Genomic DNA, 21,123 nt, shown 5'->3' with positions numbered 1-21,123 from the left:
CGTTGCACCGAAGCCGAGCAAGAGGAGCCTTAGATTATGTCTCTTTACATGCTTCAATTATCCCGAGTTTTAGTGACGCTCGGCATTGCCGCGCTGGCTGTTCACGCTCGCGCTGCCGAACCGCCAGCAAGCTCCGCCGACCTCCTGAAGGCAGTCGAATTCTCGGCTTCAGTGCCGCTCGACGAGTCCTACCGGGGAGAATTTGTCGGTTGCGACGGCGCGGCCGGACAGAGCAGGAAGGATAAGTTTCTCGGTTTTAACCTGAGGCTTCCTGGTGTCGCGGAATCGAAACAGTACTATCTGTGCAGTCGCGACCCCAGCAATGTGAAGGCGTTGCTGCGTCTCAAGGACGGCGCGATCTACTGGCGCAGCAAGATGGCGCTCGACGTTGATGGATCCTGGGCGGCATGGAACGGTCTGCCTGGCGCTACCGATCTGAAGGAGACGTCCTATAAGTGGCCAGGTTCACCTAATTCTTCCGCGCAGTCCGCGCAAATCGATCCTGACCGCATTCCTTTCATCGTGATGCCGACGGCCGGCCTTTCCAAGATAACCGGCAGCAAGAGCGGCGAGATGGGCCGCATGTTTGCGGACAAGACCGGGCTGCGGCTAGGTGATATGGGCGTCGTCGTCTACAAGGACCGGTGGACGCCGGTTCTGATCGCGGACGGTGGTCCTTTCATGCGGCTCGGCGAGGGATCGAGCAGGGTCTTCGAGGCAATCGGCGAAAGCCGTTGCAAGAAGTGGAACAGTGATGGAACCGCCTGCGTCGGGCCGGGACACGTTTATCCCTACAAGAATTTTGGGCTCGGCCATGATGTGATTTTCATCGCCTATCCAGGCAGCCGGAGCCCCGATCTCACGCCACAGAACGCCATCTCAAAATTATGTGCCTTTGCCAAGGAGAAGCTCAACCTGACGGGCGGCGCAATGTGCCCGTGATGTTTCCACGCAAGCAGGAGAGGAGTTTGCGATGCGTTACCTTTTACCCCTAGGCATTCTCATACTTGCCGGTGCGACCGTCCAGACGAGTGCGGCGATTTTCGGAAAATGCAAATTCGACACGGAAACCATGGCCTTCGCCGGAAATTCCAGCGAACAGGCATCCTGTCTGCTGCGCAAGGTGAAAATACTGGGAAATGTAGATGCCGCGCCGGCGCAGTTGCCGCCTAATCTTGCCGGCTTCATCGGCAAACCGGTCGATATCTCCAAGGCCAAGTTGCAGCATGAAATCTCCGCCCAGGGGCTGACCGAAGCCGGGCTCGGAGGCAGTCTTGACGCCCCGGTATCCCGTGGCAACTCGAACAATCCGCATGCGCCGTTCGCGCGCTATTTTGTCATTCACGACACGAGTTCGCCGAATTTCGGGAATGTGGCGCAGTTTCCCGCCGACATCGATACAAGCAACCAGGTCAATCGGCTTGACGGCTTCAAGAGCGCGTCGAACGCCAAGGCGCATATATTCCTCAACCGCCGGGGCGAGATTTATGTCGGCCATGATTTTGGCGTGCCCTGGCGCGCAACCAAGCTGGAACTGCAGATCGGAACCCTGGCGCGTGGCATGTTCCTTCACATCGAGAACGTCCAGCCGCGCCGGAAACACCCGAGCCAGCCCGACGGCAATGCGCCAACGCCGGGTTTCTCGCAAGCCCAGTATGACCGGCTCGCGCTCCTTTATCTCGTGGCGAGCATGCGTGCCCAGAGTGGCCTGGTTCCAGCATTTCATGCGGCAATCGATCAGGGCTTGAGCGACGGGCATGACGACCCGCAGAATTTCAGCCTGGAGGATTTCGACGCCGCATTCGGACGCCTGCTTGCCAGCGTGAAATAGTATGCCGCATCTCGATCATGTGGCGCAAACCGAAGTCTGCTGATGTCTAGCAAACTGCGCCGCGGTCTTGCGGCCAATGTTGCGTGAAACAAAGAGAGCCGATTTACTTGCGGCGTGGCTCGCGCAGTTCTAATGTTGGTGCGGACATTGTCCCGCTTGCTTGCCTCTTTTTTGGGGGGAGACTGCGATGCCGTCGAGTTTCAATGTCGAAAGTGCCGATGGTTACGAGCAACTGATGGGGCGCTGGAGCAGAAGGCTCGCGCCCGGGCTCATCGATTTTGCCGGGTTTGAGGATGGGGAAAGCATTCTCGATGTCGGCTGCGGCACGGGAAGCCTCACCTTCACGCTGGCGGAAAATCCCGGCCTGAAGGCGATCTCCGCCATCGATTTTTCGCCCGTCTTCGTGGAGGCAGCAAACCGGCGCAATACCGATCCCCGCATCAGCATTCGAGAAGCGGATGCCTGCGCGCTGCCGTTCGAGGATAACAGCTTCGACCGGGCGATCTCGATGCTCGTGCTGCATTTCGTGCCGGAGGCCGGAAGGGCGGTGGCCGAGATGCAGCGCGTCGTTCGCCCGGGCGGTGTCGTTGCCGCCGCCGTCTGGGATCATTATGGCGGCATGTCCGGCATGCGCATGATGTGGGATACGGTTGCCATGATCGACGCGAATTCGCGGGCGATGCGCCATCGTTATTCTTTCCAGCCGATGACGCAGCCTGGGGAGATGAAGGCGAGCTTTATCAGCAACGGCCTTGCCGATGTGGAGGAGACCTCGCTCACGATCCGCATGGATTACCGCTCGTTTGCCGACTACTGGGACCCGATTGCATCAGGCGAAGGCCCTCTCGGCAAGTATGTGGCGGGACTGGATGCGTATACGCGTGCGAGGGTCGATACCGCGGTGAGGGGGGCCTATGAGGCCGGAGAGCCAGACGGGCCGCGGTCGTTTGCCTCTGTTGCCTGGGCCTGCCGGGGCAGGGTGCCGGGGTAGGCTGACGTTGGCTGCGATTCATCGGAGATGGCGCCGACCGTAGAGACGCGCACCGGATTATCAGGCATCGGATTTCCGCCGGTCGCGGTAAAAGCCAAGGTGGACGACATTCGGCCCAAGGTCTTTTTCCTGCGGCATCCCGCCCGGCCGTTCGGCGGCCTGCGGAGCTTTCTTCACCGGCGCATCGGCCTGCGCCCTCAAATCCCGCACATTGCCATAGAGCCGCGCCACCAGCTTCCGATAATAATCGACGATCCGCTGATGCTTTTCGCGCGTGATATAACGCTCCTGAAACGACTGAACCATGTCACTCTCACTTCATCGATTGCAGCAGGGAAACTTCCGCCATGGGAGACGGTTCCGGAGCAGTCTTTGTATGGTTAAGTTTCCGTTTCTCTGGGGCTTCGCCAGCACTACTTGCCTCTGGCGTGGTCTTCCCTCTTTATTCTTCTCCGCTACTTCGTCCCTGTATCGAAAATCTTAAAGCCATCGCCAATCGCCGATACTGTCGCCCGCATGACAGCGGGCCCAGGTTTCAGTCGTGATCTATGCAGCCCCGAGACTAATCACCGGAAGGATAGGTATCATGAAAGTTCTGCTCGTACTGACTTCACATGACCAGCTCGGCAATACCGGCAAGAAGACAGGTTTCTGGCTCGAAGAGCTCGCCGCCCCATACTATGCGTTCAAGGATGCGGGTGCGGAGATGACCCTCGCTTCGCCCAAGGGCGGCCAGCCGCCGCTCGACCCCAAGAGCGACGAGCCGATGTTTCAGACCGATCTCACGCGACGCTTCAATGCCGACGAGGCCGCCAAGGCGCGGCTCGCCAATACGGTGCTGCTGGATAGCGTCAACCAGGCTGACTACGACACGGTTTTCTATCCCGGCGGGCATGGCCCGATGTGGGATCTGGCCGAAGACCCCAACTCCATCAAGCTGATTGAGTCCTTCATCGCGGCCGGCAAGACCATCGCGCTCGTCTGCCATGCGCCGGGCGTGTTGCATCGGGTCAAGAACGCCGACGGCACGCCCTTCGTCGCGGGCCGGAAGGTGACCGGCTTCACCAATGGCGAAGAGGAAGCAGTCGGGCTGACGAAGGTGGTGCCTTTCCTGGTGGAAGACGAATTGCTGAGCCTCGGGGCGATCTTTTCCAAGGTTAAGGATTGGGGCGTCTACACCGTCACAGACGGGCAGTTGATCACCGGGCAGAACCCGGCATCGTCAGGTCCGGCAGCGCATGTGCTGATCGAGGCGCTGCGCAAGAAGGGTAAGTAAGCAGGGCGAGCGGATCGGCAGCCCCAGCAATTGTGCTGCACCATGAACATCCCAGCCCGGCCCAACCTTATCGCGGCCGGCGGACCGCCCGTACCTTGCCGCTGCCGCCGCCTCCAGCATAGAACAGGTCCGCGCCATCGGCCTCGAGCCCGGAAACGCCGGTGCCCTCGGGCATATCGAGCCGTTCCAGCACCTCGCCGGAGTCAGGGTCGATGCGCCTGATGTCGCTCTTGTCGTCCTGCCAGGTGGCATGCCAGAGCTCGCCATCGACCCAGGTCACGCCCGTCACATGGCGTTTGGATTCGATCGTGCGCAGGATCTTCCCCGTCTCAGGGTCGATCTGGTGAATGCAGTTTTCGCGGTACTGGCCGACCCAGAGGCTGCCCTCGCACCAGGCCATGCCGGAATCGGCGCCCTTGCCGGGGGCGGGTATGGTGGCGACCACGGTGCCGGTTTCGGGATCGATCTTGCGGATTTTGTCCTCGGCGATCTGGAAGATGTAACGCCCGTCGAAAGCGGTGCCGGCATGGGCGGCGACATCGATGGTCTCGAGCTCGGCCCCGGTTTCGGGATCCAAAGCCCGCAGGTTTTCGCCGGCGGCAAACCAGACCCGGCGGCCATCATAAGTAACGCCACCAATATTGCGCGTGCCCTCGAATGGGCCGTATTCCCTGACGATTTCTGCCTGTGATGTCTTCATGGCGCTCCATCCTCCTTCTTTTTTCGCAATTCCGGACGCAGAACCGCTCCGCACTTTGCTGCCGTTTATTTCTAATCGCTCGGCAGCGGACCCGGGAGTAACAATGTTGTCGGGAAGCCGACGACCGGCGGCATCATCCAGCGGCGCGCCCGTCCATTGCCGAAAAACTGCACCTTACCGGCCGCTTCCAGCGCGTCTAGCGCCCGCTGCACGGTGCGCGGGCTCAGGCTCAGGGCGATTGCGAGTGCCGTGCTGGACCAGGATTCGCCATCGGCGAGAAGTGCCAGCAGGAAGGCGTGCTCCTCCTCGACCGGCGGGGCAAGCACCACCACGGCGCGCCCATCGTGCGGCATCAGTGCAAAGCCGTGGCTCGTCGCCTTCACCTCAGCAAGATTGGCAAGGGCGGCACGCAGCCGGCCGATCTCGACGCGCAGCCGCGCCCGGTGGGATTCATCGGCATGGCGGGCGCGGAAGGCGCGGGCAAGCAGGATCGAACGAATGACATCCGATGGTGCAGCCTCGGCGAGCGTGCGGGCGAGCGCAAACAGCACCGGGCGGCTTGCGAGTGGCACGATCTCGCTGCCCACGCGCACCACGTTGCGGCAGGCATCAACGACCAGCGTATCGGAGGCAAGCAGCGCCTCAACCTCCTGAAGCTGCAGCAGGCGTTGCGTGCCGCTATCGATCAGCCGGGCGGCGGGCGCTTTCAGAACCTTTGCCGCATCGCGCACCTCGACCGCGAGCGCCGGAATATTGGCCTCGAGCGCCGCCTCCGCTGCCCTAGCCAGTGCTGCGCGCGCCGGCTCCGTGCGCAGCCGGCGGATTGCGACACCGGCGACAGCAAGTTCATGGCCGGCGCGGGCGGCGGGCGGCAGCGGCGAGGGGTCGAGGTCGGCGAGCAGCTTTTCGGCGGCATCGAGATGGCCGATCAGGAGCAGGCGGCGGATCTGCAGGTTGCGGGCATGGGCGGCGTTGACGCTGTCGCCGCGCCTTTCGAGCGTCAGGCGCGCGCCTTCCAGCGCCTTTTCCGGCCAGGTGAGATCGCGCGAGACGAGGGCGATTTCGGCCTCGGCCACAATGCAGCGGGCGCGGGCCACAGCCTCGCGCGGGCCGAAGGCATGAGCAGCGCTCTTCAGCAGTGCCTTGGCGCGGATGAGATCGCCGAGCTGGGCCATGGCGATGCCGCGAAGGGCGAGAGCCGGCGGGTCGTCGCGTAGCGCCACGCGCTTCATCGCGCCCAGCGCATCGCCCACGGCCAGCGCCTGTGCGGCAGCTGTTATCAGTGAGTCCATCGGAATCCCGTCACACTTGTAACTCCCACCCCTCGGGCATTCAGACCTAGTTTATTCCCCATCGGCAGGCAACGGCCCGCCGGCTTAGACGTTTCAATGCAAATGAGGAGAAGACCAATGATGATGCACAAAACCGGAACACGGGCGGAATGGCTGCAGGCGCGGCTGGCGCTCTTGGACGAGGAAAAGGATCTGACGCGCCGCAGCGATGCACTGGCCGAGCGCCGTCAGGAGCTGCCGTGGGTTAAGATCGACAAGGACTACCGGTTCGAGACCGAAGCCGGCATCGTGCCGCTGTCGGCACTCTTCAAGGGCCGCTCGCAGCTGCTCGTCTATCACTTCATGTTCGGGCCGGACTATACGGCCGGCTGCCCATCCTGCTCGGCGATCGCCGATGGCTTCAACGGCGTCACCGTGCATCTGGAAAACCACGATGTCGCCTTTACTGCCATCTCCCGCGCGCCGCTGGCCAAACTCCTGGAATACAAGCGCCGCATGGGCTGGACCTTCGACTGGGCGTCGTCGGCCGGCAGCGATTTCAACCATGATTTCAATGTGGTGTTCACGCTGCAGGAACAGCGCGACGGCAGCATCGAATACAACTACCGGCGCGAACCGCCGATGCCGGATGCGCAGGCCGGCAAGAGGGTACAGCAATGGGAACTGCGCGGCGGCGAAGGTCCGGTGGCGCAGATGGCCGCAACGACGGGCACCGATATCTCCACCTACACCCGCGACCGCCCTGGCCTCAGCGCCTTCGTCCTGCAGGACGGAGAAATCTACCACAGCTACTCCTCCTATGCCCGCGGGCTGGACGGGATCTGGGGCATGTACCAGCTGCTCGACCGCGCACCGCTGGGTCGCAACGAAACGGGCGTATGGTGGCGTCACCACGACCGGTACGGGGCAGGGCAATGAGCACGCCTTCGAAGATGGGGGCCGGCAATAGCGCCGGCCCGCTTCTGCCCGGTATCGCGCGCGGGCTATCACTTGCCGCGGCACCCACCTTTGCCGTGATGGCCGCGCTCTCGGCAAGCGACCCGGCGGCGGACATGATCTGCTCGATGGGCGGGATGCCGATGCATGGCGCATCGGCCTTCAGCGGCATGGCGGCCATGTATGGACTTATGGGCCTGTTCCATGTCGGGCCGTGGCTGAGGCTGATGGGCGGCGATGGAGGCTTTCGCCGCTCGTAAGGTGACACGGACTTGGGCTCCTGCGTCCGCTGCTGAAGACGCTAAGGCCTGCCGCGTGGCACCCCCCTCTAGCCTGCCGGCCATCTCCCCCACAAGGGTGGAGATTGGCTGGGAGCACGGGCTTCCCCAAACAATCAACGTTGCAAATTGCACGACATTAGTGATGCGCGAAGGCCGCGCCGCTTGTCGATCTCTACCCTTGTGGGGGGAGATGGCCGGCAGGCCAGAGGGGGGTATCCTACGCGCTAACGCTCAAAGCCACGCATCCCCCAATCGCGCCGATGTGATGGAACCCAGTCAGCAACCCTGACGTTTCCGCACCGCTGTCTCCCGGCAGCACGCCCACCCTGACACCCCTTCCGACGGCATCCGGAATTGCCCCGCCTCGCCGCCGCTTTCGGACGGAGGAATGCTTATGTCCGCATTGGCAAGTCTGCGCGCGCTCACGCCGCAGCAGCGCAACACTGTCATCGCCAGCTATCTCGGCTGGACGCTCGACGCCTTCGATTTCTTCATTCTCGTTTTCGTTCTCAAATATATCGCCGAGGAGTTTCATACCGATGTTCCCGCGGTGTCCGTGGCGATCTTTCTGACCCTTGCCATGCGGGCGCTCGGTGCCCTGATCTTCGGGCTTGCGGCAGACCGTTACGGGCGGCGCATCACGCTGATGGTGGATGTGCTGCTCTATTCGCTCTTCGACTTCCTCACCGGTTTTTCGACCGGGCTCACCATGTTCCTGGTACTGCGCGCGCTTTACGGCATCGCCATGGGTGGGGAGTGGGGTGTCGGCGCCTCGCTCGTCATGGAGACGGTGCCGGAGGAAAGCCGCGGCATCGTTTCGGGCATTCTGCAGGCGGGTTATCCCTCCGGCTATCTGTTCGCCTCGCTGCTGTTCTTCCTGCTCTTTCCTGTCATCGGATGGCGCGGCATGTTCTTCGTCGGCGTGGCTCCGGCGCTGCTCGTGCTCTATATCCGCCGCAATGTGCAGGAGAGCCCGGCCTTCCTGAAACGCCAGCAGCAGGGACGCCGTCCGTTCCTCACCGTGCTGCGCGAAAACATTCCGCTCTTCATCTGGGCGGTGCTCTTGATGACCGCTTTCAACTTCTTCAGCCACGGCACGCAGGATATCTACCCGACCTTCCTCGAAAGCCAGCGCAACTATTCGAGCTATACGGTCGGCGCGATCGCCGTCGTCTACAATATCGGCGCGATCGTCGGCGGGCTGTTCTTCGGAGCGCTGTCGCAGCGCATCGGCCGCAAGCGGGCGATCGTCATCGCCGCACTGATCGCCGTGCCTGTCGCACCCCTCTGGGCCTATGCGCCGGGGCCGGTGCTGCTCGCGATCGGCGCCTTCCTGATGCAGTTTTTCGTGCAGGGCGCCTGGGGCATCGTGCCCGTGCATCTCAACGAGCTTTCGCCTGACGAAGTGCGCGGCACATTCCCCGGCTTCGCCTACCAGCTCGGCAATCTGCTGGCCTCAGGCAATGCTACGATGCAGGCCGATCTCGCAGCCCATTGGAACGGCGACTACGCCTATGCGTTGGTCATAGTGGCCGTGATCGTCGCTGTCGTCGTGGCAGTGCTTACGGGCCTCGGTTACGAGAAGAAGAATGTGCGCTTCGGCACGGAGGAGGCCGAGGAGCCGCGTGGCGCGATGCGAATATAGCGCTGCCTGCGGCTTGAAGGCCGGCGGCGAAAGCTGCCGGCCTTTCCTTGTGGTCACCCTGCAGGCTCGCTGTCTGCTGCGTAATGCCTAGTTCTGGTACGAATTTCTGGTGCCGGCCGGTTTCTCCTTTTTTAAGATCATTGTCCTAGCGTGTCCGAGCGCCGGTTCTGTATTGCGTCCCGCCGCGAGGGGTCATGGATAGTAATTTCGCCTTCCTGCTGCCGGTCATGATGCTGATTTTCGGCTGCACTTTCCTGATCGTCGCCCGGTTCGGGTCGCGGGAAGCGAAGCTTTGGGGGCCGGGTTATCTTTTTTCTGCGGCCGCGTTTTCCGTTCCGCTTTTCGATAGCCTGCTTGAAGAGCGCACCGCCTCGGCCATTGCCGATGCCTTGTTCCTTCTCGCGTTCCTTTTCTATTCAGGCGCCGTGCTCGCCCGTTTCAAACGGCCTTCCTATTTCCGGCTGCGTCTTGTCTTTGCCGGGGTGATGTATGCGGGCATGCTCTATGCGGCGCTGGTGGCCGTCAGCATTCCGGCAGAGTTCCTGCTGAATGATCTTGCCTGCGTGGCACTGCTCGGCTTTGCCGTCGCTGTCAGTCTGCCGCACATGCGCCATGCGGCCGACAAGCTGCTGCTTGCCGTTTCCGGTCTCGTCATTGCCGACATCGTCATCCGCAATGTGGTCTTCGTCTTCATCGTGCCATCCTATGGCGGCCACGAGGATTTCATCTCGTCGCAATACGCCTTCACCATGCAGGCGGCGGCTTCCATCCTGGTGCTGATGTTTGCGCTGTCAGCCCTTGCGGCAACGACGCTCGATACGATCGCCGCGCATCGCGATGCCGCAGAGCGCGATCCGATGACCGGCATGCTGAACCGGCGCGGCTTTGACCGCATGGTCGGGGAGCGCGGCAGGGCGGAAGGCGCCGTCATCATCTGCGACATCGACAATTTCAAATGGGTGAACGACACGTTTGGCCACGGACCCGGCGACGAGGTGATCCGCGCCTTTGCCGAGATGCTGCAGGCGCGGATGCAGGAGGGCGGCTTTGCGGCGCGGTTCGGCGGCGAGGAGTTCGTGATCTTCCTGCCGGCAACACCGCTGGCTTCGGCTGCCGATTTCGCAAACCGGGTGCGGCTTGCCTTTGCTGCTGTCGACCGCAAACCGATCGGCTTCGACGGCAAGATCACCGCAAGCTTCGGTGTCGCCGGCGCCAATCCGGCCGATCATTCCCTCTATGAGCAGATCGCGCGGGCCGACAAGGCGCTCTATGCCGCCAAGGAGGCCGGGCGCAACAGGGTGATGGTCGAGGGCGAGCCGCCGCGCGACATGTCCAGCCCGCGGGTGGTGTCTCTCGCGCGCGGTTGCTGAGCCAGTGACAACGCGGTCAATGGTGCCGTTCCACAGGCAATTGACAAACCCACCCACAAGTAATGGGGTCACGCCACCGACAACTCAAATTCAACGATTTCAATGGATTACAAATCGTCCATGTCGGAAAATCGCCGCATTTCCTACACCTTGCCGTCGCAATTGGCTGAGACCCTGTCACCGTCAGGTGATGAGGAGGTGAACGGTCATGAGCCTGTCTTTTCCGACGATGGCGGCGATCCGTTTCGGTTACGGGCTGCGGCCGGGCGAGGCCTTGCCGCAGACCAAGGATGATCTGATCGGGCAGGTGACGCGCGGCGCGAATGGCGTGCCGGACTTTCCCGTCGGCGGCGTCGAGGCGCGGCATACTGCGATCCTCGACCTGCAAGACAGGCTGAAGCAGATCCGGCAAGCCGATGGCGACGATCTCGATCGCCGGCAGCAGCGTCGGCTTCTCCAGCACCGGGCGCAGGTGCTCTTCCAGATGGATGCCAATGCGCGGCTGATTCAGGCGGTTCTTTCGCCCGATGGGTTCAACGAGCGGCTGGCGACCTTCTGGACCAACCATTTTTCTACCAGTGCTGCCAAAAGCCTGCCGATGCGGCTGATCGTGCCGCTCTATGAGGCCGAGGCGATCCGGCCCTATATGGGAGCCAAGTTTGCGACGCTGCTGCGCAGCGCCACCGAGCATCCCTCCATGCTGATCTATCTCGATCAGGCGCAGTCGCTGGGGCCGGATTCCAAAGGGGGCATGCAACGCAACAAAGGGCTCAACGAAAATCTCGGCCGCGAGCTTCTGGAACTGCACACGCTCGGCGCCGGCAGCGGCTATACCCAAGCCGACGTACGCTCGGCAGCCATGGTGCTGACCGGACTAACCGTCGACCAGCAGGCGATGGAAACGGCTTTCCGCCCGCAGATCTCGGAGCCGGGCGCACATGAGGTGCTCGGCGTCACCTATGGCGGGGCCAAGCGCACGCGCAAGGATTACCTTGCGATGCTCGACGATCTCGCGGTCAATCCAAAGACGGCCGAGCATATCAGCCGCAAGCTTGCGGTGCATTTCATCTCGGACCAACCGCCGCAAGAGATGATCCGGGCCATGAGCGAGGCGTGGAAGAAGACGGATGGGGAACTGCCCGCCGTCTACCGCGCCATGCTCGACCATCCGGCCGCTTGGGCGGATGAGGGCGCCAAGGCGCGCCAGCCTTTCGATTTTATCGTCACGGGCCTGCGGGCGCTGAATAGCAGCGCGGGGGCGGGCGATGTCGCGGCCTTCATGCAGGCCTATCAGCAGGACGATGCCGACAATGACGAGATGATGGCGATGCCGAAGAAGGATGCAGCGCCCGCTTCCGACGGGCAGGCGATGATGCAGGTGCCGCCGAGCCCTGAGGATGAGGCGCGTGTCAAGCGACGCAAGGCGTTCCAGATGGCGCGTGCGCTCGGGCAGGGCGCTCTTCGCCGCATGGGCCAGCCGACATGGCTGCCGCCGAGCCCGGCCGGCTTCGAGGAGAGTTTTTCCGCCTGGATCACCGCGAGCCAGCTTTCCGAACGGCTGTCATGGGCGCGGCGCGCCAGTGCCCAGTTCGGCAAGGATGTCGATCCACGCGAATTTCTGAAGGCGACGCTTGCGGACGCCGCCCGCGACGAGACGATTCGCGTCGTCTCCCAGGCGCCGAGCAGGGTGAGCGGGCTGACGCTGGTTCTTGCTTCCCCTGAATTCAATCGGCGATAGGAGCCTGTCATGACAGAGTTTACGCTTTCGCGCCGCGGCTTCCTCACCTCCGCGTGCTGTCTCGCAGCAGCGCCGATCTTCACGCCAGTCACCTTCGCGGCCATGCCGGGCGACAAGCGCTTCGTGACGATCGTGCTGCGGGGGGCGATGGACGGGCTCGACCTGGTGCAGCCCTATGCCGAGCCCGGCTTTGCGGCGCTCAGGCCGACGCTGGCGCTGACGCCGGACAAGGGGCTTCTCGATCTCGACGGGCATTTCGGGCTCAATCCGGCGGCGGCCGATCTGATGCCGCTATGGAGGGCGAAAGAGCTTGCCTTCGTGCATGCGGTCTCCACGCCCTATCGCGACCAGCGCAGTCATTTCGATGGGCAGGACATGCTGGAATCCGGCGGCGAACATGTGGCGGAGGAAAAGACCGGCTGGCTGAACCGGGCGCTTGCCGTCATCCCGCGCTCGGATGCGAGGAAGGCGATCGACGTCAACACCTCCACCGAGCTGATCCTGACCGGGCCGAACAATGTCGATGTCTGGGCATCGGACTCCAATCTCGGGCCGGCCAAGGACGAGATGCAGTTCCTGATGCGCCTTTACGCCGGCGATCCGGCTTTCGCGAAAGCAATGGACGAGGCGATGCGGGCAAATAGCGCCTCCATGATGGCCGAACCCTCCGGCCAGCGCGGCGAGAAGATCACCGATGTGGCTGTTCTCGCCGGCAATATGCTGAAGGGCGATTACCGCATCGCCAGTTTCTCGATTACCGGCTGGGATACGCATGTCGGCCAGCTCGGCCAGTTCAAGCGGCCGGTGCAGGATCTGGCACAGGCGATCACGACGCTGAAAGCCACGATGGGCGCCGATCTCTGGTCGAAGACGGTGGTGCTCGCCATGACGGAATTCGGCCGCACCGTGCGTGAAAACGGCTCCGGCGGGACGGATCACGGCACGGGCGGCTGTGCGGTGCTTGCGGGCGGGGCGATCGATGGCGGACGTACTCTCGGCAGATGGCCAGGGCTTGCCGATGGTGCGCTGCTTGATGACCGGGACCTGATGCCGACGGCGGATGTGCGGGAGCTGGCGGCGGCGATGCTCTACCGGCAGTTCGATGTATCGGCGGAGGATCTGACGGGGAAGATCTTTCCGGGGCTGAGTTTTGACAAGGGGTCGCAGTTCTTGCGGGCTTGATGGGGCTTTCTATTCAGAGGGCTCAACACCTCAAATGAAATCATACAGCCGGAAGATCCACGTGATCTGGTAGATGAGGCCAGCGCTGACGAACACCGCATGAAACCGCCGGTTCGCCGTCCAGGCCCCCACGATGCACAGCACGATATAGACGGCATTACGCGCCGGATATTCCCATCCGAGTGCTGCCAGATACGCCTTGCCCTTCAACAGCGTATCCAGAAAATCCACCACATAGGTCACGGCCAGCATGCCGAAAAACCATCTGCGCCGCGAGATGAAATATTCCTCGTAGCCACCGTAATCCTCGATCGTCGTCGGGAAGATCAGCACGCAGAGGAAGAAGAACAGGCAGCAGAAACTGATGAGGAACAGGTAGACGCCGAAGGAGATGACCGCAAGCGACTGCAGGCGATATTCCCACCACCAGAAATGGATGATGAAGAGGAACATCGAGGCGACCCAGCCGAGATGCACCCAGTAGACCCTGAATTTGCCCGGCGACTGCACAATGCCGCCGAGGCCGGTGAGCAGGCGGGCAAGCGAGAGGCCGATCACCATCGACATCACGGTCCGGATGTAGACGTAGACTTCCGGTGTCGCGGCCGCCTGCATCATCTCACTCCTGGGGGACGGCCTTGGGTTTGCCGTCTTCGTCGAGCGCCACCATGATGAAGGTGCCGGCGGTGACCTTTTCCTGCTGATTGTAGCGCGAGCGGTGCGCCCAGGCTTCCACGCGCAGCGTGATCGAAGTGCGCCCGACCCGCTCCACCTCGGTATAGATGGACAGCGTATCGCCGATCTTGACCGGCAGTTCGAAGGCCATTTCTTTCACCGCCGCGGTGACCACGCGGCCCCTGGCGCGCTCGGCGGCACGGATGCCGCTGGCAAGGTCCATCTGTGCCATGACCCAGCCGCCGAAGATGTCGCCAGCAGGATTGGCGTCCCCGGGCATGGCGAGCGTACGTAGCGTCAGTTCGCCTGTCGGCTTGGCGGCATCGGTCATCAGGGGCTCTCCGTTTGGCCGGTGATTCATCTGGAATCACCCTAATGCAAAGGCTAGCCGGTGGGAAAGGGCGCAAAAACACAGGTTTGCGCTGCGCCTGTAAAAAATATCAGGCGGCTGCAGAAGAATCTCAACCGTTAAAATTCGGTTCGAATTCAAATGCTTGATCTTGCAGCGAGGCTGCGCCCGATTGCCTCACGTTGCGTTATTTAATCACATTCTAATCAAGTTTTACCGTCCGGTAAGCGGCTCATATCAGTATCTGATGATTGTCACACATGAGAGCTGCCGGAACCCCATGCGCAACATCAGGATTTCAACCCGCCTCTACAGCCTCGTCGCCTTCGCGCTTGCCGTGCTGGCCGCAACGATGATCTTCTTCCTCAACTATTCCTATCGGGAGCTGGAGGCCGAGCGCAAAGCCGGCCTGGCGCAGATGGATGCGACGGCGCTTGCCATCTTCGACAAATATTACAAGCTGGAGCAGGCGGGCACGATGACCCGCGAGCAGGCGCAGACGGCTGCCAAGGAAGTGATCGCTTCCATGCGCTATGGCGGCGGCACCGGCTATTTCTGGATCAATGACATGCATCCGACGATGGTGATGCATCCGGTCAAGCCTGAGCTCAACGGCACGGACCTGTCGCAGAACAAGGATCCGAACGGCAAGTTCCTGTTCGTTGAATTCGTCAATACGGTGAAGGCGAGCGGGCAGGGTTTCGTGGATTACTACTGGCCGAAGCCGGGCGCCGACCAGCCGGTACTGAAATACTCGCATGTGGCGGGCTTTGCGCCCTGGGGCTGGATCGTTGGCACCGGCGTCTATTCGGATGACCTTGCAGCGCTCTATCGCCAGAACGCGATCTGGACGGCCGTGGTCGGTCTCATCGGCGCGCTCGTTACCCTTGCCATCGCCTATGCGATCGTGCGCAGCGTGACGGCGCCGGTTGCGCGCCTGAAGGCTGCGATGAATGCGATTGCTAATGAGGATGCCTCGGTCGATATCACGGATGCCGACCGGCGCGACGAGATCGGCCAGATGGCGAAATCGCTGATCGTGCTGCGCGACTCCGTTGCCGAGCGCGCCGAACTGCGCGTTCGCGAAGACGAGCGCCAACGGGAGATCGAAAGCGAACGGCGCGGCAACGAGGCGAGCCTGCGCTCGTCCTCCGAACGCCAGACGGCGGCGATGCACGCGCTCGGCGCCGGCCTGGAGCGGCTTGCGGCCGGCGATCTGACGGTCGCGATCGACGATCTCGGCCATGATTATGCGAAGCTCCGCTCCGATTTCAACGCGGCGGTAGATGCGCTCAACGGCGTCATCCATGCGATCGCGGAATCCAGCCATATCGTCAATGACAGCGCCCGGGACATCAGCGATGCGACCGGCAATCTTTCCAAGCGCACTGAGCAGCAGGCCGCAGCGCTCGAGGAAACCGCCGCAGCGCTCGACGAAATTACCGCGACGGTCCGTACTGCCTCCGAGCGTGCCAACGAGGCCCGCACCATGGTGGCGGAGACGAAGACGAGTGCCGGCAAATCCGGCGAGATCGTTCGCAATGCCGTCTCGGCCATGAGCCGCATCGAGGATAGTTCGAGCCGCATCAACCAGATCATCGGCGTGATCGACGAGATCGCCTTCCAGACCAATCTGCTGGCGCTCAACGCCGGCGTGGAAGCAGCGCGTGCGGGCGAAGCCGGCCGCGGCTTTGCAGTCGTCGCGCAGGAGGTGCGCGAGCTTGCCCAGCGTTCGGCCAATGCGGCCAAGGAGATCAAGACGCTGATTTCAAGCTCGGCAGCCGAAGTCGAAGGTGGCGTGGCGCTGGTGCGCTCCACGGGCGATGCGCTGGTCGAGATCGAGGCGCTGGTCAACCGCGTCAACGCCCATGTCGACTCGATTGCGACGGCTGCCCGCGAACAGGCAACCGGGCTGCATGAGATCAACACCTCGGTCAACCACATGGACCAGATGACCCAGCAGAACGCCGCGATGGTCGAGGAAACGACGGCCGCCAGCCAGACGCTGGCGGAGGAAAGCCAGCAGCTGCGGGCGCTGTTGTCGAAATTCCGCCTGCGCGACCAGACGGGGCAGGGTGCGCGATACGGCCGGGCTGCTTGATAGGCCGGTGACGATCTGACGAGAAAGGGCCGTGGCATCGCTGCCTCGGCCCTTTGTTTTTCCTCGGAAGACAGATCAGGCCTGGCACCAGGCGTCAGCCAATACCGTGTTGCTTCAGGAGCGCCTGCTCGTCGCCCGAAACCCAGCCGAAGACTTTCGCTTCTCCATCCAGAACCTGCACGAGGTAATGGACATCGAAGTCGATTTTCGTGTCCGGCTGGTTCTTGCGGGCGTAAGTCGCCCTCCAGGCGACATGCGCCACACAGTGGCTCTCATCGATTGGCGAGAGACGGACATGCCGAAGCATCATCTCCTTCGTGCCGATGGAGCGATAGTGCTCATAGCCCTGTATCATCATCCGCTTGAACTCTTCGTCATTCTTGCCGGACATGACCCCGGCAGGCGAGGCGGCGATGACATCTGAGGCATAGAGGGAGGCGACCTCGTCCATATCGGCTTTGCCGGCGAGAGCCTGCCGGAAAAGGCGTTCATAGCGCTCGAACAGTTTGCTTACCGCTGCTTCCATCGGCTACTTTCCAGAGTAAGGACCGGGCTCATGGTGCAGTAGTTATGGTGCTGGCTTGAGATGCCAATAGGTCCGAAAGCAAAGACGAGCGTTTGCCGGATCGCCAGAGCTCAATCGGTAATCAGCTGCGACGCTATAGCCGGGTCGGCGTGCCCTGGTGGAAGAGCATCTGCCATCGCCGTCCATCGTGTTTCCAGATGGAGCTGCGCAGCACATGCCGCTCCGATCCATCCGCTTGTCGGCGCCAGGTACGATAGGTCAGCAGGGCAGCATCGGCCGAAATCTGCGTCAAGGCATAGTCGTCGGAATGCAGTTCGTCGTTGTCGGCGCTGTCGTCTTCCTGCAGCAGAAGCCCGATCATAACGTCGCGGCGATAAATCGTTCCCGACGCGCCGAATTCGCCAAAGCGATCTGCCAGCAAGTCTTCCAGAGCTTCGCGGGAGCGACGTATCTCCGGCCGATGCAGGGCTTCTTCAAGCGTGCGGAGATCTTCTATGCGGATCTCGGGTGGGGTCATAGGGGTCTGTGCCTCTCGAAGTTTGCCGGAAAGCTAGAGCAGGCCGGCTCATGGCAACAGCTCTTATGTGCTGGGATACGTTTTAATCCTGCGGTGTGGAGATACCTCTCTAACGAGTGCGAACGCTCGCGATCAGTCAATCTCCACACGTAAAGCTTTCATTCACCGTTTTTAATTAAATTTGAATCGAGGTTTTCCGATCACAGGCCGCATGCGGAAGCGATAAGTATGGCGTTTCTTTCCCTTCTCCGGCGTACTGCCCTGCCAATCCTGCTTTCCACGGCGTTGACGACCTGTTCCATCAGCGATGGGCTTGTGCCGCCTGAGAATGTCGATAGCAGCACGCGTGTCAGCTCCATTTCGCCGGTGCGGGGCGGGGCCATGCGCATGGCTCCGGTCCAGAGCCAGCAACCCTATCCCGTCGCCAGCGCGCCCCTCGGCAATACGCAGGGGCAGATCGATTATCTCGATACGCCAAACCTTGCCGAAACGGGCCGGCAAATGCGCGCGCCGGGACAGCAATCGGCGCCTATGGCCGTGCCGCAGCGGGGGCAGCGACGCTTGCCTATGATCGATAGCGATGAAGCCTTGGCGCAACAGAGTCAGCAACAGGCATCCAACGGCAACTGGGGCGGCGTGCAGCCGCTCGCCGTTCCCCAGGGCGGCGTCAACATGGATGAGGAGCTCGGCGCAGGGCCGGGCAATCAGCCGGTCGTCGGCCTGGCGCAAGAGCAACAGCAGCAGATCGCCGAGGGCAATGCCACCGAACCTGTTGTCGACGGCATCGGCACGGAAAATCCCACGCAGATCAATCAGCGGAACATGCCGCAACCGGTCGCGGCTGCGCAGATGAGCCGCGCGCCGGTACGTGTCGCTCGGGGCAATGGTGCCCAGACCTGGAGCGACGGCAGCCCAGTTCTGGCGCCGACGCGCGTGCCCGAGGAGGATGAGCCGGAAGAGGTCGCCATGCTGCGGCCGAACAACCCCATGATGAGCGAGCCGGCAGCGCCCATCGATCCCGGCGCCATGCCGGCCTCGGAACTCTCCTGCCGGCGCGAGCTGAAACGCATGGGGGTGATCTTCGAGGATCGCCCGCCGATCTCCAACGGGCCGGCCTGCCAGGTGCCATACCCGGTGTCGCTGAAGGGCCTCTCCGGCAATATCGGCGTCAAGCCGGCGGTGATCCTGAATTGCCAGGTGACACTCGCCTTCGCCAAATGGGTGAAGAACGAGCTCGCACCATCGGCCCGCTTCCGTTACTGGACCGGCATTCAGACAATCGAGCCGCTCGGCGGCTATTCCTGCCGGCGCATGAACAACAGCCGCCAGAGATACAATCCGATTTCGGAACATGCGAAGGGCAATGCCATCGATGTCGGCAAGTTCGTGCTGAAGAACGGCCACAAGATCGATGTGCGCAAGAAGGGGCTGTTCTCCTTCCGCGAAGGGCGCCTATTGAAGGCCGTGCGCAGCGACAGTTGCAATTATTTCACGACGGTACTTGGCCCGGGCTATAATCCCGAACACTGGAACCATTTCCACTTCGATCTCATGTCGCGCAGGGGCGGACGGGCCGTGTGCAAGTAGGCGGAGATTACTGGAAGATCTGCGTCACTGCGATGGTCCCGACGATGGCGGCGTTGAAGCTGTCCATCTTTTCGGTCGGTATCCGGTATCCGGTATTCGAGATGCGCCCGGCCGCCGGCTTCCCCGATGCCTTATGGCATCTTCGTGGTGGCGATCGTTTGCGGTCCCCGCGACATCGAAAATTGGCTCGACTGACAACAAGCCCTTCGAAATTGAAGCGCTCGCTCAAGCCCCTTGCAGACGGCGGTGCAAGCGGTCAGATTGCGGACATAGCTTAAGCAATATTATCGAAGTTGCGCTCTCATGACCGGCATTTTCCTCCTGCTCATCGGCTTTCCCGGTACCGGCAAGCTCACCATCGCCAAGCGGCTGAGCCCGCTCATTTCGGCAAAAATCATCGACAATCACTGGGTCAACAATCCGGTCCTCGGGGTTCTCGATCACGATCTGACAAAGCCGCTGCCAGAGGCTATCTGGGAGCAGACGGGCAGAGTGCGGCAGGCGGTGCTGGATACGATCGTCGCTTTCAGCACACCGTCAGCCAATTTCATCTTCACCCATGCCGGCATTCAGGGCGATGAGCGCAGCCACCGAACCTTCCGGCAGATTGCCGAAGCTGCCGAAGGGCGGGGTTCATTGCTGGTGCCAGTGCGATTGCTTTGCGAGGCGGAGGAGTTGGCGCGGCGGGTGGCGATACCGGAGCGGCGAGAGCGGCTGAAATCGGTCAATGCCGAGGCCTCGCTGGAGCGCAGCCGGACGCTGCAGGTACTCGATCCCGAGCATGCGAATACGCTCAACCTGGATGTTACCTCGCTCTCAGCAGAGGAGGGTGCGGATGCCATTCATCTGCACGTGCAGGATCTCCTGAGTCTGCTGTGCGGCTGAAAATGCGAGGCCCGAGGCTTCGGCAAGTGCTCAATGTCAGGTCCGGAAGGCCCGGCTGGAAACCTGGATCGAGTTCTGACACGGGTCCTTTGCATTGGCGTAGACATAGCCGTCCGCCTTGTGGATCGGCCCGAATGTCAGGCCGTTGCCGGCGCATTCGGCACAGAAGGATTCGACGTTCTCCACATCGAAGACCAGTTTGACGGTGGACTGGCCTCGGCGCTGCCCCTTGGCGGCCTGATGCAGCATGATATTGGCGCCGCCATCCTGCGCGACCAGTTCGACAATGCGGTCGCCGGTCAGCCGCATGGGCTTGAAGCCGAAATGTGTCTCGTAGAATGCGGCGGTTTCCTCGACATCGCCGGCGTAGATCACCAATCGGTTCAATGGCAAGACAGCCTCCAGTGACGTCATGTTCGATGCGCCTGCATCGGCACTCGCGGTGGAGTTTGCCATGGGCCGTCCTGCCGGAAAAGATCGCTTTTGCCTGGTCTGCCGCAGGCCGGCCAGATATTTGCGCAGAAGACCATTGCCGCGGTGCGCAGGTAGGGTCACTCAGCCTGATGGTTTCGACCTTCCCATCCGTTCCCCAGCCTGGAATTGTGGAGCCGATTGACTTGCTCCCGCGAATGATTAAGCTTTGAGACGTAGCAATCCACCATCCGCGCGCGAATGCCAGCGGAGGGTGTGAGTTGCTGGGCGACCTTGAGGAGGATGAGGTTTGCCGTGGATTACCGTGTTGTTCTGCTGATCGGTGCATCCGTGATTGCCCTTTCCCCTGGCCATGCCGGGGCGCAGGAGGGTGATGCAACCGCGGGTGCCGTTGTTTTCAAGAAATGCGCGACCTGTCATATCGTCGATTCCGATACGAACAAGGTTGGCCCGTCGCTGAACAAGTTGTTCGGCCGACAGGCCGGAACACATCCCAATTTCGCCTACTCGACCGGAATGAAGGCGGCCGGTGAGGGCGGTCTCGTCTGGGACGAGACGACGCTGCGCGACTACCTGCACAATCCGAAAGGAAAGGTGAAGGGCACGAAGATGGCCTTCGTCGGCGTGAAGGACGACCAGGAGATCACCAATCTCATCGCCTATCTCAAGCAATATTCCCAGTGACGGACCATACTCCAAATGTCGGGTAGCAGCCGGCCGGCACATGCCTAAATTGCCGTATTTGTAGATATTTTCCATCTGTGCGATAATAAATACGGACTTTTGCGGAATGCGGTTTCACGGTCAAC

General features: G+C 61.9%; 22 protein-coding genes. 14 read left to right on the top strand and 8 right to left on the bottom strand.

Annotation, left to right across the window (positions count from 1 at the left end; all coding sequences use genetic code 11):
* Window positions 1-36: 36 nt before the first annotated feature.
* The 3 genes from J2X71_RS29835 (at window position 37) to J2X71_RS29825 (ending at window position 2,822) form a co-directional block, all read left to right on the top strand.
* On the top strand, window positions 37-942 hold the full coding sequence (locus J2X71_RS29835) for a hypothetical protein (RefSeq protein ID WP_310387958.1): 906 nt from the start codon (window positions 37-39) through the stop codon (window positions 940-942).
* A 31-nt stretch (window positions 943-973) separates the two neighbouring features.
* Window positions 974-1,831, top strand: a complete 858-nt coding sequence (locus J2X71_RS29830) for a hypothetical protein (protein ID WP_310387956.1) — start codon at window positions 974-976, stop codon at window positions 1,829-1,831.
* Window positions 1,832-2,018: 187 nt separating this feature from the next.
* Window positions 2,019-2,822, top strand: coding sequence for a class I SAM-dependent methyltransferase (locus tag J2X71_RS29825; protein WP_310387954.1), 804 nt, complete (start codon window positions 2,019-2,021; stop codon window positions 2,820-2,822).
* 60 nt (window positions 2,823-2,882) lie between these two features.
* Here J2X71_RS29825 and J2X71_RS29820 read toward each other — a convergent pair whose 3' ends face one another.
* A complete protein-coding gene (locus J2X71_RS29820) occupies window positions 2,883-3,128 on the bottom strand; it encodes a hypothetical protein (RefSeq protein ID WP_310387952.1) in 246 nt (81 codons plus the stop codon).
* Between the two features lie 280 nt (window positions 3,129-3,408).
* Between J2X71_RS29820 and J2X71_RS29815 the strand changes: the two genes are divergently transcribed.
* Window positions 3,409-4,098: a type 1 glutamine amidotransferase domain-containing protein gene (locus J2X71_RS29815; protein ID WP_310387950.1), complete on the top strand. Its 690-nt coding sequence runs from the start codon at window positions 3,409-3,411 to the stop codon at window positions 4,096-4,098.
* A 67-nt stretch (window positions 4,099-4,165) separates the two neighbouring features.
* On the opposite strand, the gene J2X71_RS29810 is transcribed toward J2X71_RS29815, so the two are convergent.
* Window positions 4,166-4,798, bottom strand: a complete 633-nt coding sequence (locus tag J2X71_RS29810; protein WP_310387948.1) for a PQQ-binding-like beta-propeller repeat protein — start codon at window positions 4,796-4,798, stop codon at window positions 4,166-4,168.
* 71 nt (window positions 4,799-4,869) lie between these two features.
* Window positions 4,870-6,090, bottom strand: coding sequence for a helix-turn-helix domain-containing protein (locus tag J2X71_RS29805; RefSeq protein ID WP_310387946.1), 1,221 nt, complete (start codon window positions 6,088-6,090; stop codon window positions 4,870-4,872).
* A gap of 117 nt (window positions 6,091-6,207) precedes the next feature.
* Between J2X71_RS29805 and J2X71_RS29800 the strand changes: the two genes are divergently transcribed.
* From J2X71_RS29800 to J2X71_RS29775, 6 genes are all read left to right on the top strand, one after another.
* Entirely contained in the window at window positions 6,208-7,008 is an 801-nt protein-coding gene (locus J2X71_RS29800; protein ID WP_310387945.1) for a thioredoxin family protein, read from the top strand.
* The gene (locus J2X71_RS29795) at window positions 7,005-7,286 is read left to right on the top strand and encodes a hypothetical protein (protein WP_310387942.1); all 282 of its coding nucleotides are present in this window, start codon (window positions 7,005-7,007) and stop codon (window positions 7,284-7,286) included. Before J2X71_RS29800 ends, J2X71_RS29795 begins: the two co-directional genes overlap by 4 nt.
* Window positions 7,287-7,701: 415 nt before the next feature.
* On the top strand, window positions 7,702-8,952 hold the full coding sequence (locus J2X71_RS29790) for an MFS transporter (RefSeq protein WP_310387940.1): 1,251 nt from the start codon (window positions 7,702-7,704) through the stop codon (window positions 8,950-8,952).
* Window positions 8,953-9,146: 194 nt separating this feature from the next.
* Window positions 9,147-10,322, top strand: coding sequence for a GGDEF domain-containing protein (locus J2X71_RS29785; RefSeq protein WP_310387939.1), 1,176 nt, complete (start codon window positions 9,147-9,149; stop codon window positions 10,320-10,322).
* A gap of 208 nt (window positions 10,323-10,530) precedes the next feature.
* A complete protein-coding gene (locus tag J2X71_RS29780) occupies window positions 10,531-12,060 on the top strand; it encodes a DUF1800 domain-containing protein (protein WP_310387938.1) in 1,530 nt (509 codons plus the stop codon).
* 9 nt (window positions 12,061-12,069) lie between these two features.
* Entirely contained in the window at window positions 12,070-13,242 is a 1,173-nt protein-coding gene (locus J2X71_RS29775; protein WP_310387936.1) for a DUF1501 domain-containing protein, read from the top strand.
* A gap of 30 nt (window positions 13,243-13,272) precedes the next feature.
* Here the strand turns inward: J2X71_RS29775 and J2X71_RS29770 are convergent, their stop codons facing one another.
* Together J2X71_RS29770 and J2X71_RS29765 are read right to left on the bottom strand one after the other, a co-directional pair.
* The gene (locus J2X71_RS29770; RefSeq protein ID WP_310388025.1) at window positions 13,273-13,857 is read right to left on the bottom strand and encodes a hypothetical protein; all 585 of its coding nucleotides are present in this window, start codon (window positions 13,855-13,857) and stop codon (window positions 13,273-13,275) included.
* A gap of 4 nt (window positions 13,858-13,861) precedes the next feature.
* Entirely contained in the window at window positions 13,862-14,248 is a 387-nt protein-coding gene (locus tag J2X71_RS29765; protein ID WP_310387934.1) for an acyl-CoA thioesterase, read from the bottom strand.
* A gap of 298 nt (window positions 14,249-14,546) precedes the next feature.
* On the opposite strand from J2X71_RS29765, the gene J2X71_RS29760 reads away from it, so the two are divergent.
* Window positions 14,547-16,367 carry a methyl-accepting chemotaxis protein gene (locus J2X71_RS29760; protein ID WP_310387932.1) on the top strand — a complete coding sequence of 607 codons (1,821 nt, stop codon included), beginning with the start codon at window positions 14,547-14,549 and terminating at the stop codon, window positions 16,365-16,367.
* A 94-nt stretch (window positions 16,368-16,461) separates the two neighbouring features.
* Here the strand turns inward: J2X71_RS29760 and J2X71_RS29755 are convergent, their stop codons facing one another.
* Together J2X71_RS29755 and J2X71_RS29750 are read right to left on the bottom strand one after the other, a co-directional pair.
* Entirely contained in the window at window positions 16,462-16,893 is a 432-nt protein-coding gene (locus J2X71_RS29755; protein ID WP_310387931.1) for a nuclear transport factor 2 family protein, read from the bottom strand.
* Between the two features lie 133 nt (window positions 16,894-17,026).
* Entirely contained in the window at window positions 17,027-17,410 is a 384-nt protein-coding gene (locus tag J2X71_RS29750; protein ID WP_310387929.1) for a DUF4440 domain-containing protein, read from the bottom strand.
* Between the two features lie 228 nt (window positions 17,411-17,638).
* On the opposite strand from J2X71_RS29750, the gene J2X71_RS29745 reads away from it, so the two are divergent.
* Together J2X71_RS29745 and J2X71_RS29740 are read left to right on the top strand one after the other, a co-directional pair.
* Complete coding sequence (locus J2X71_RS29745) at window positions 17,639-18,997, top strand: extensin family protein (RefSeq protein ID WP_310387927.1); 1,359 nt, start codon at window positions 17,639-17,641, stop codon at window positions 18,995-18,997.
* A gap of 303 nt (window positions 18,998-19,300) precedes the next feature.
* Window positions 19,301-19,882, top strand: a complete 582-nt coding sequence (locus tag J2X71_RS29740; protein WP_310387926.1) for an AAA family ATPase — start codon at window positions 19,301-19,303, stop codon at window positions 19,880-19,882.
* Between the two features lie 36 nt (window positions 19,883-19,918).
* Here J2X71_RS29740 and J2X71_RS29735 read toward each other — a convergent pair whose 3' ends face one another.
* Complete coding sequence (locus J2X71_RS29735) at window positions 19,919-20,275, bottom strand: VOC family protein (RefSeq protein ID WP_310388023.1); 357 nt, start codon at window positions 20,273-20,275, stop codon at window positions 19,919-19,921.
* Window positions 20,276-20,608: 333 nt separating this feature from the next.
* On the opposite strand from J2X71_RS29735, the gene J2X71_RS29730 reads away from it, so the two are divergent.
* Entirely contained in the window at window positions 20,609-20,998 is a 390-nt protein-coding gene (locus tag J2X71_RS29730; RefSeq protein WP_310387924.1) for a cytochrome c family protein, read from the top strand.
* Window positions 20,999-21,123: the final 125 nt, after the last annotated feature.

Origin of the sequence: Rhizobium sp. 1399, assembly GCF_031455475.1 — a bacterium.
Taxonomy (GTDB): domain Bacteria; phylum Pseudomonadota; class Alphaproteobacteria; order Rhizobiales; family Rhizobiaceae; genus Rhizobium.
The sequence above is the reverse complement of the archived record's forward strand: the minus strand, read 5'-3'. Positions and strand labels throughout refer to the sequence as shown.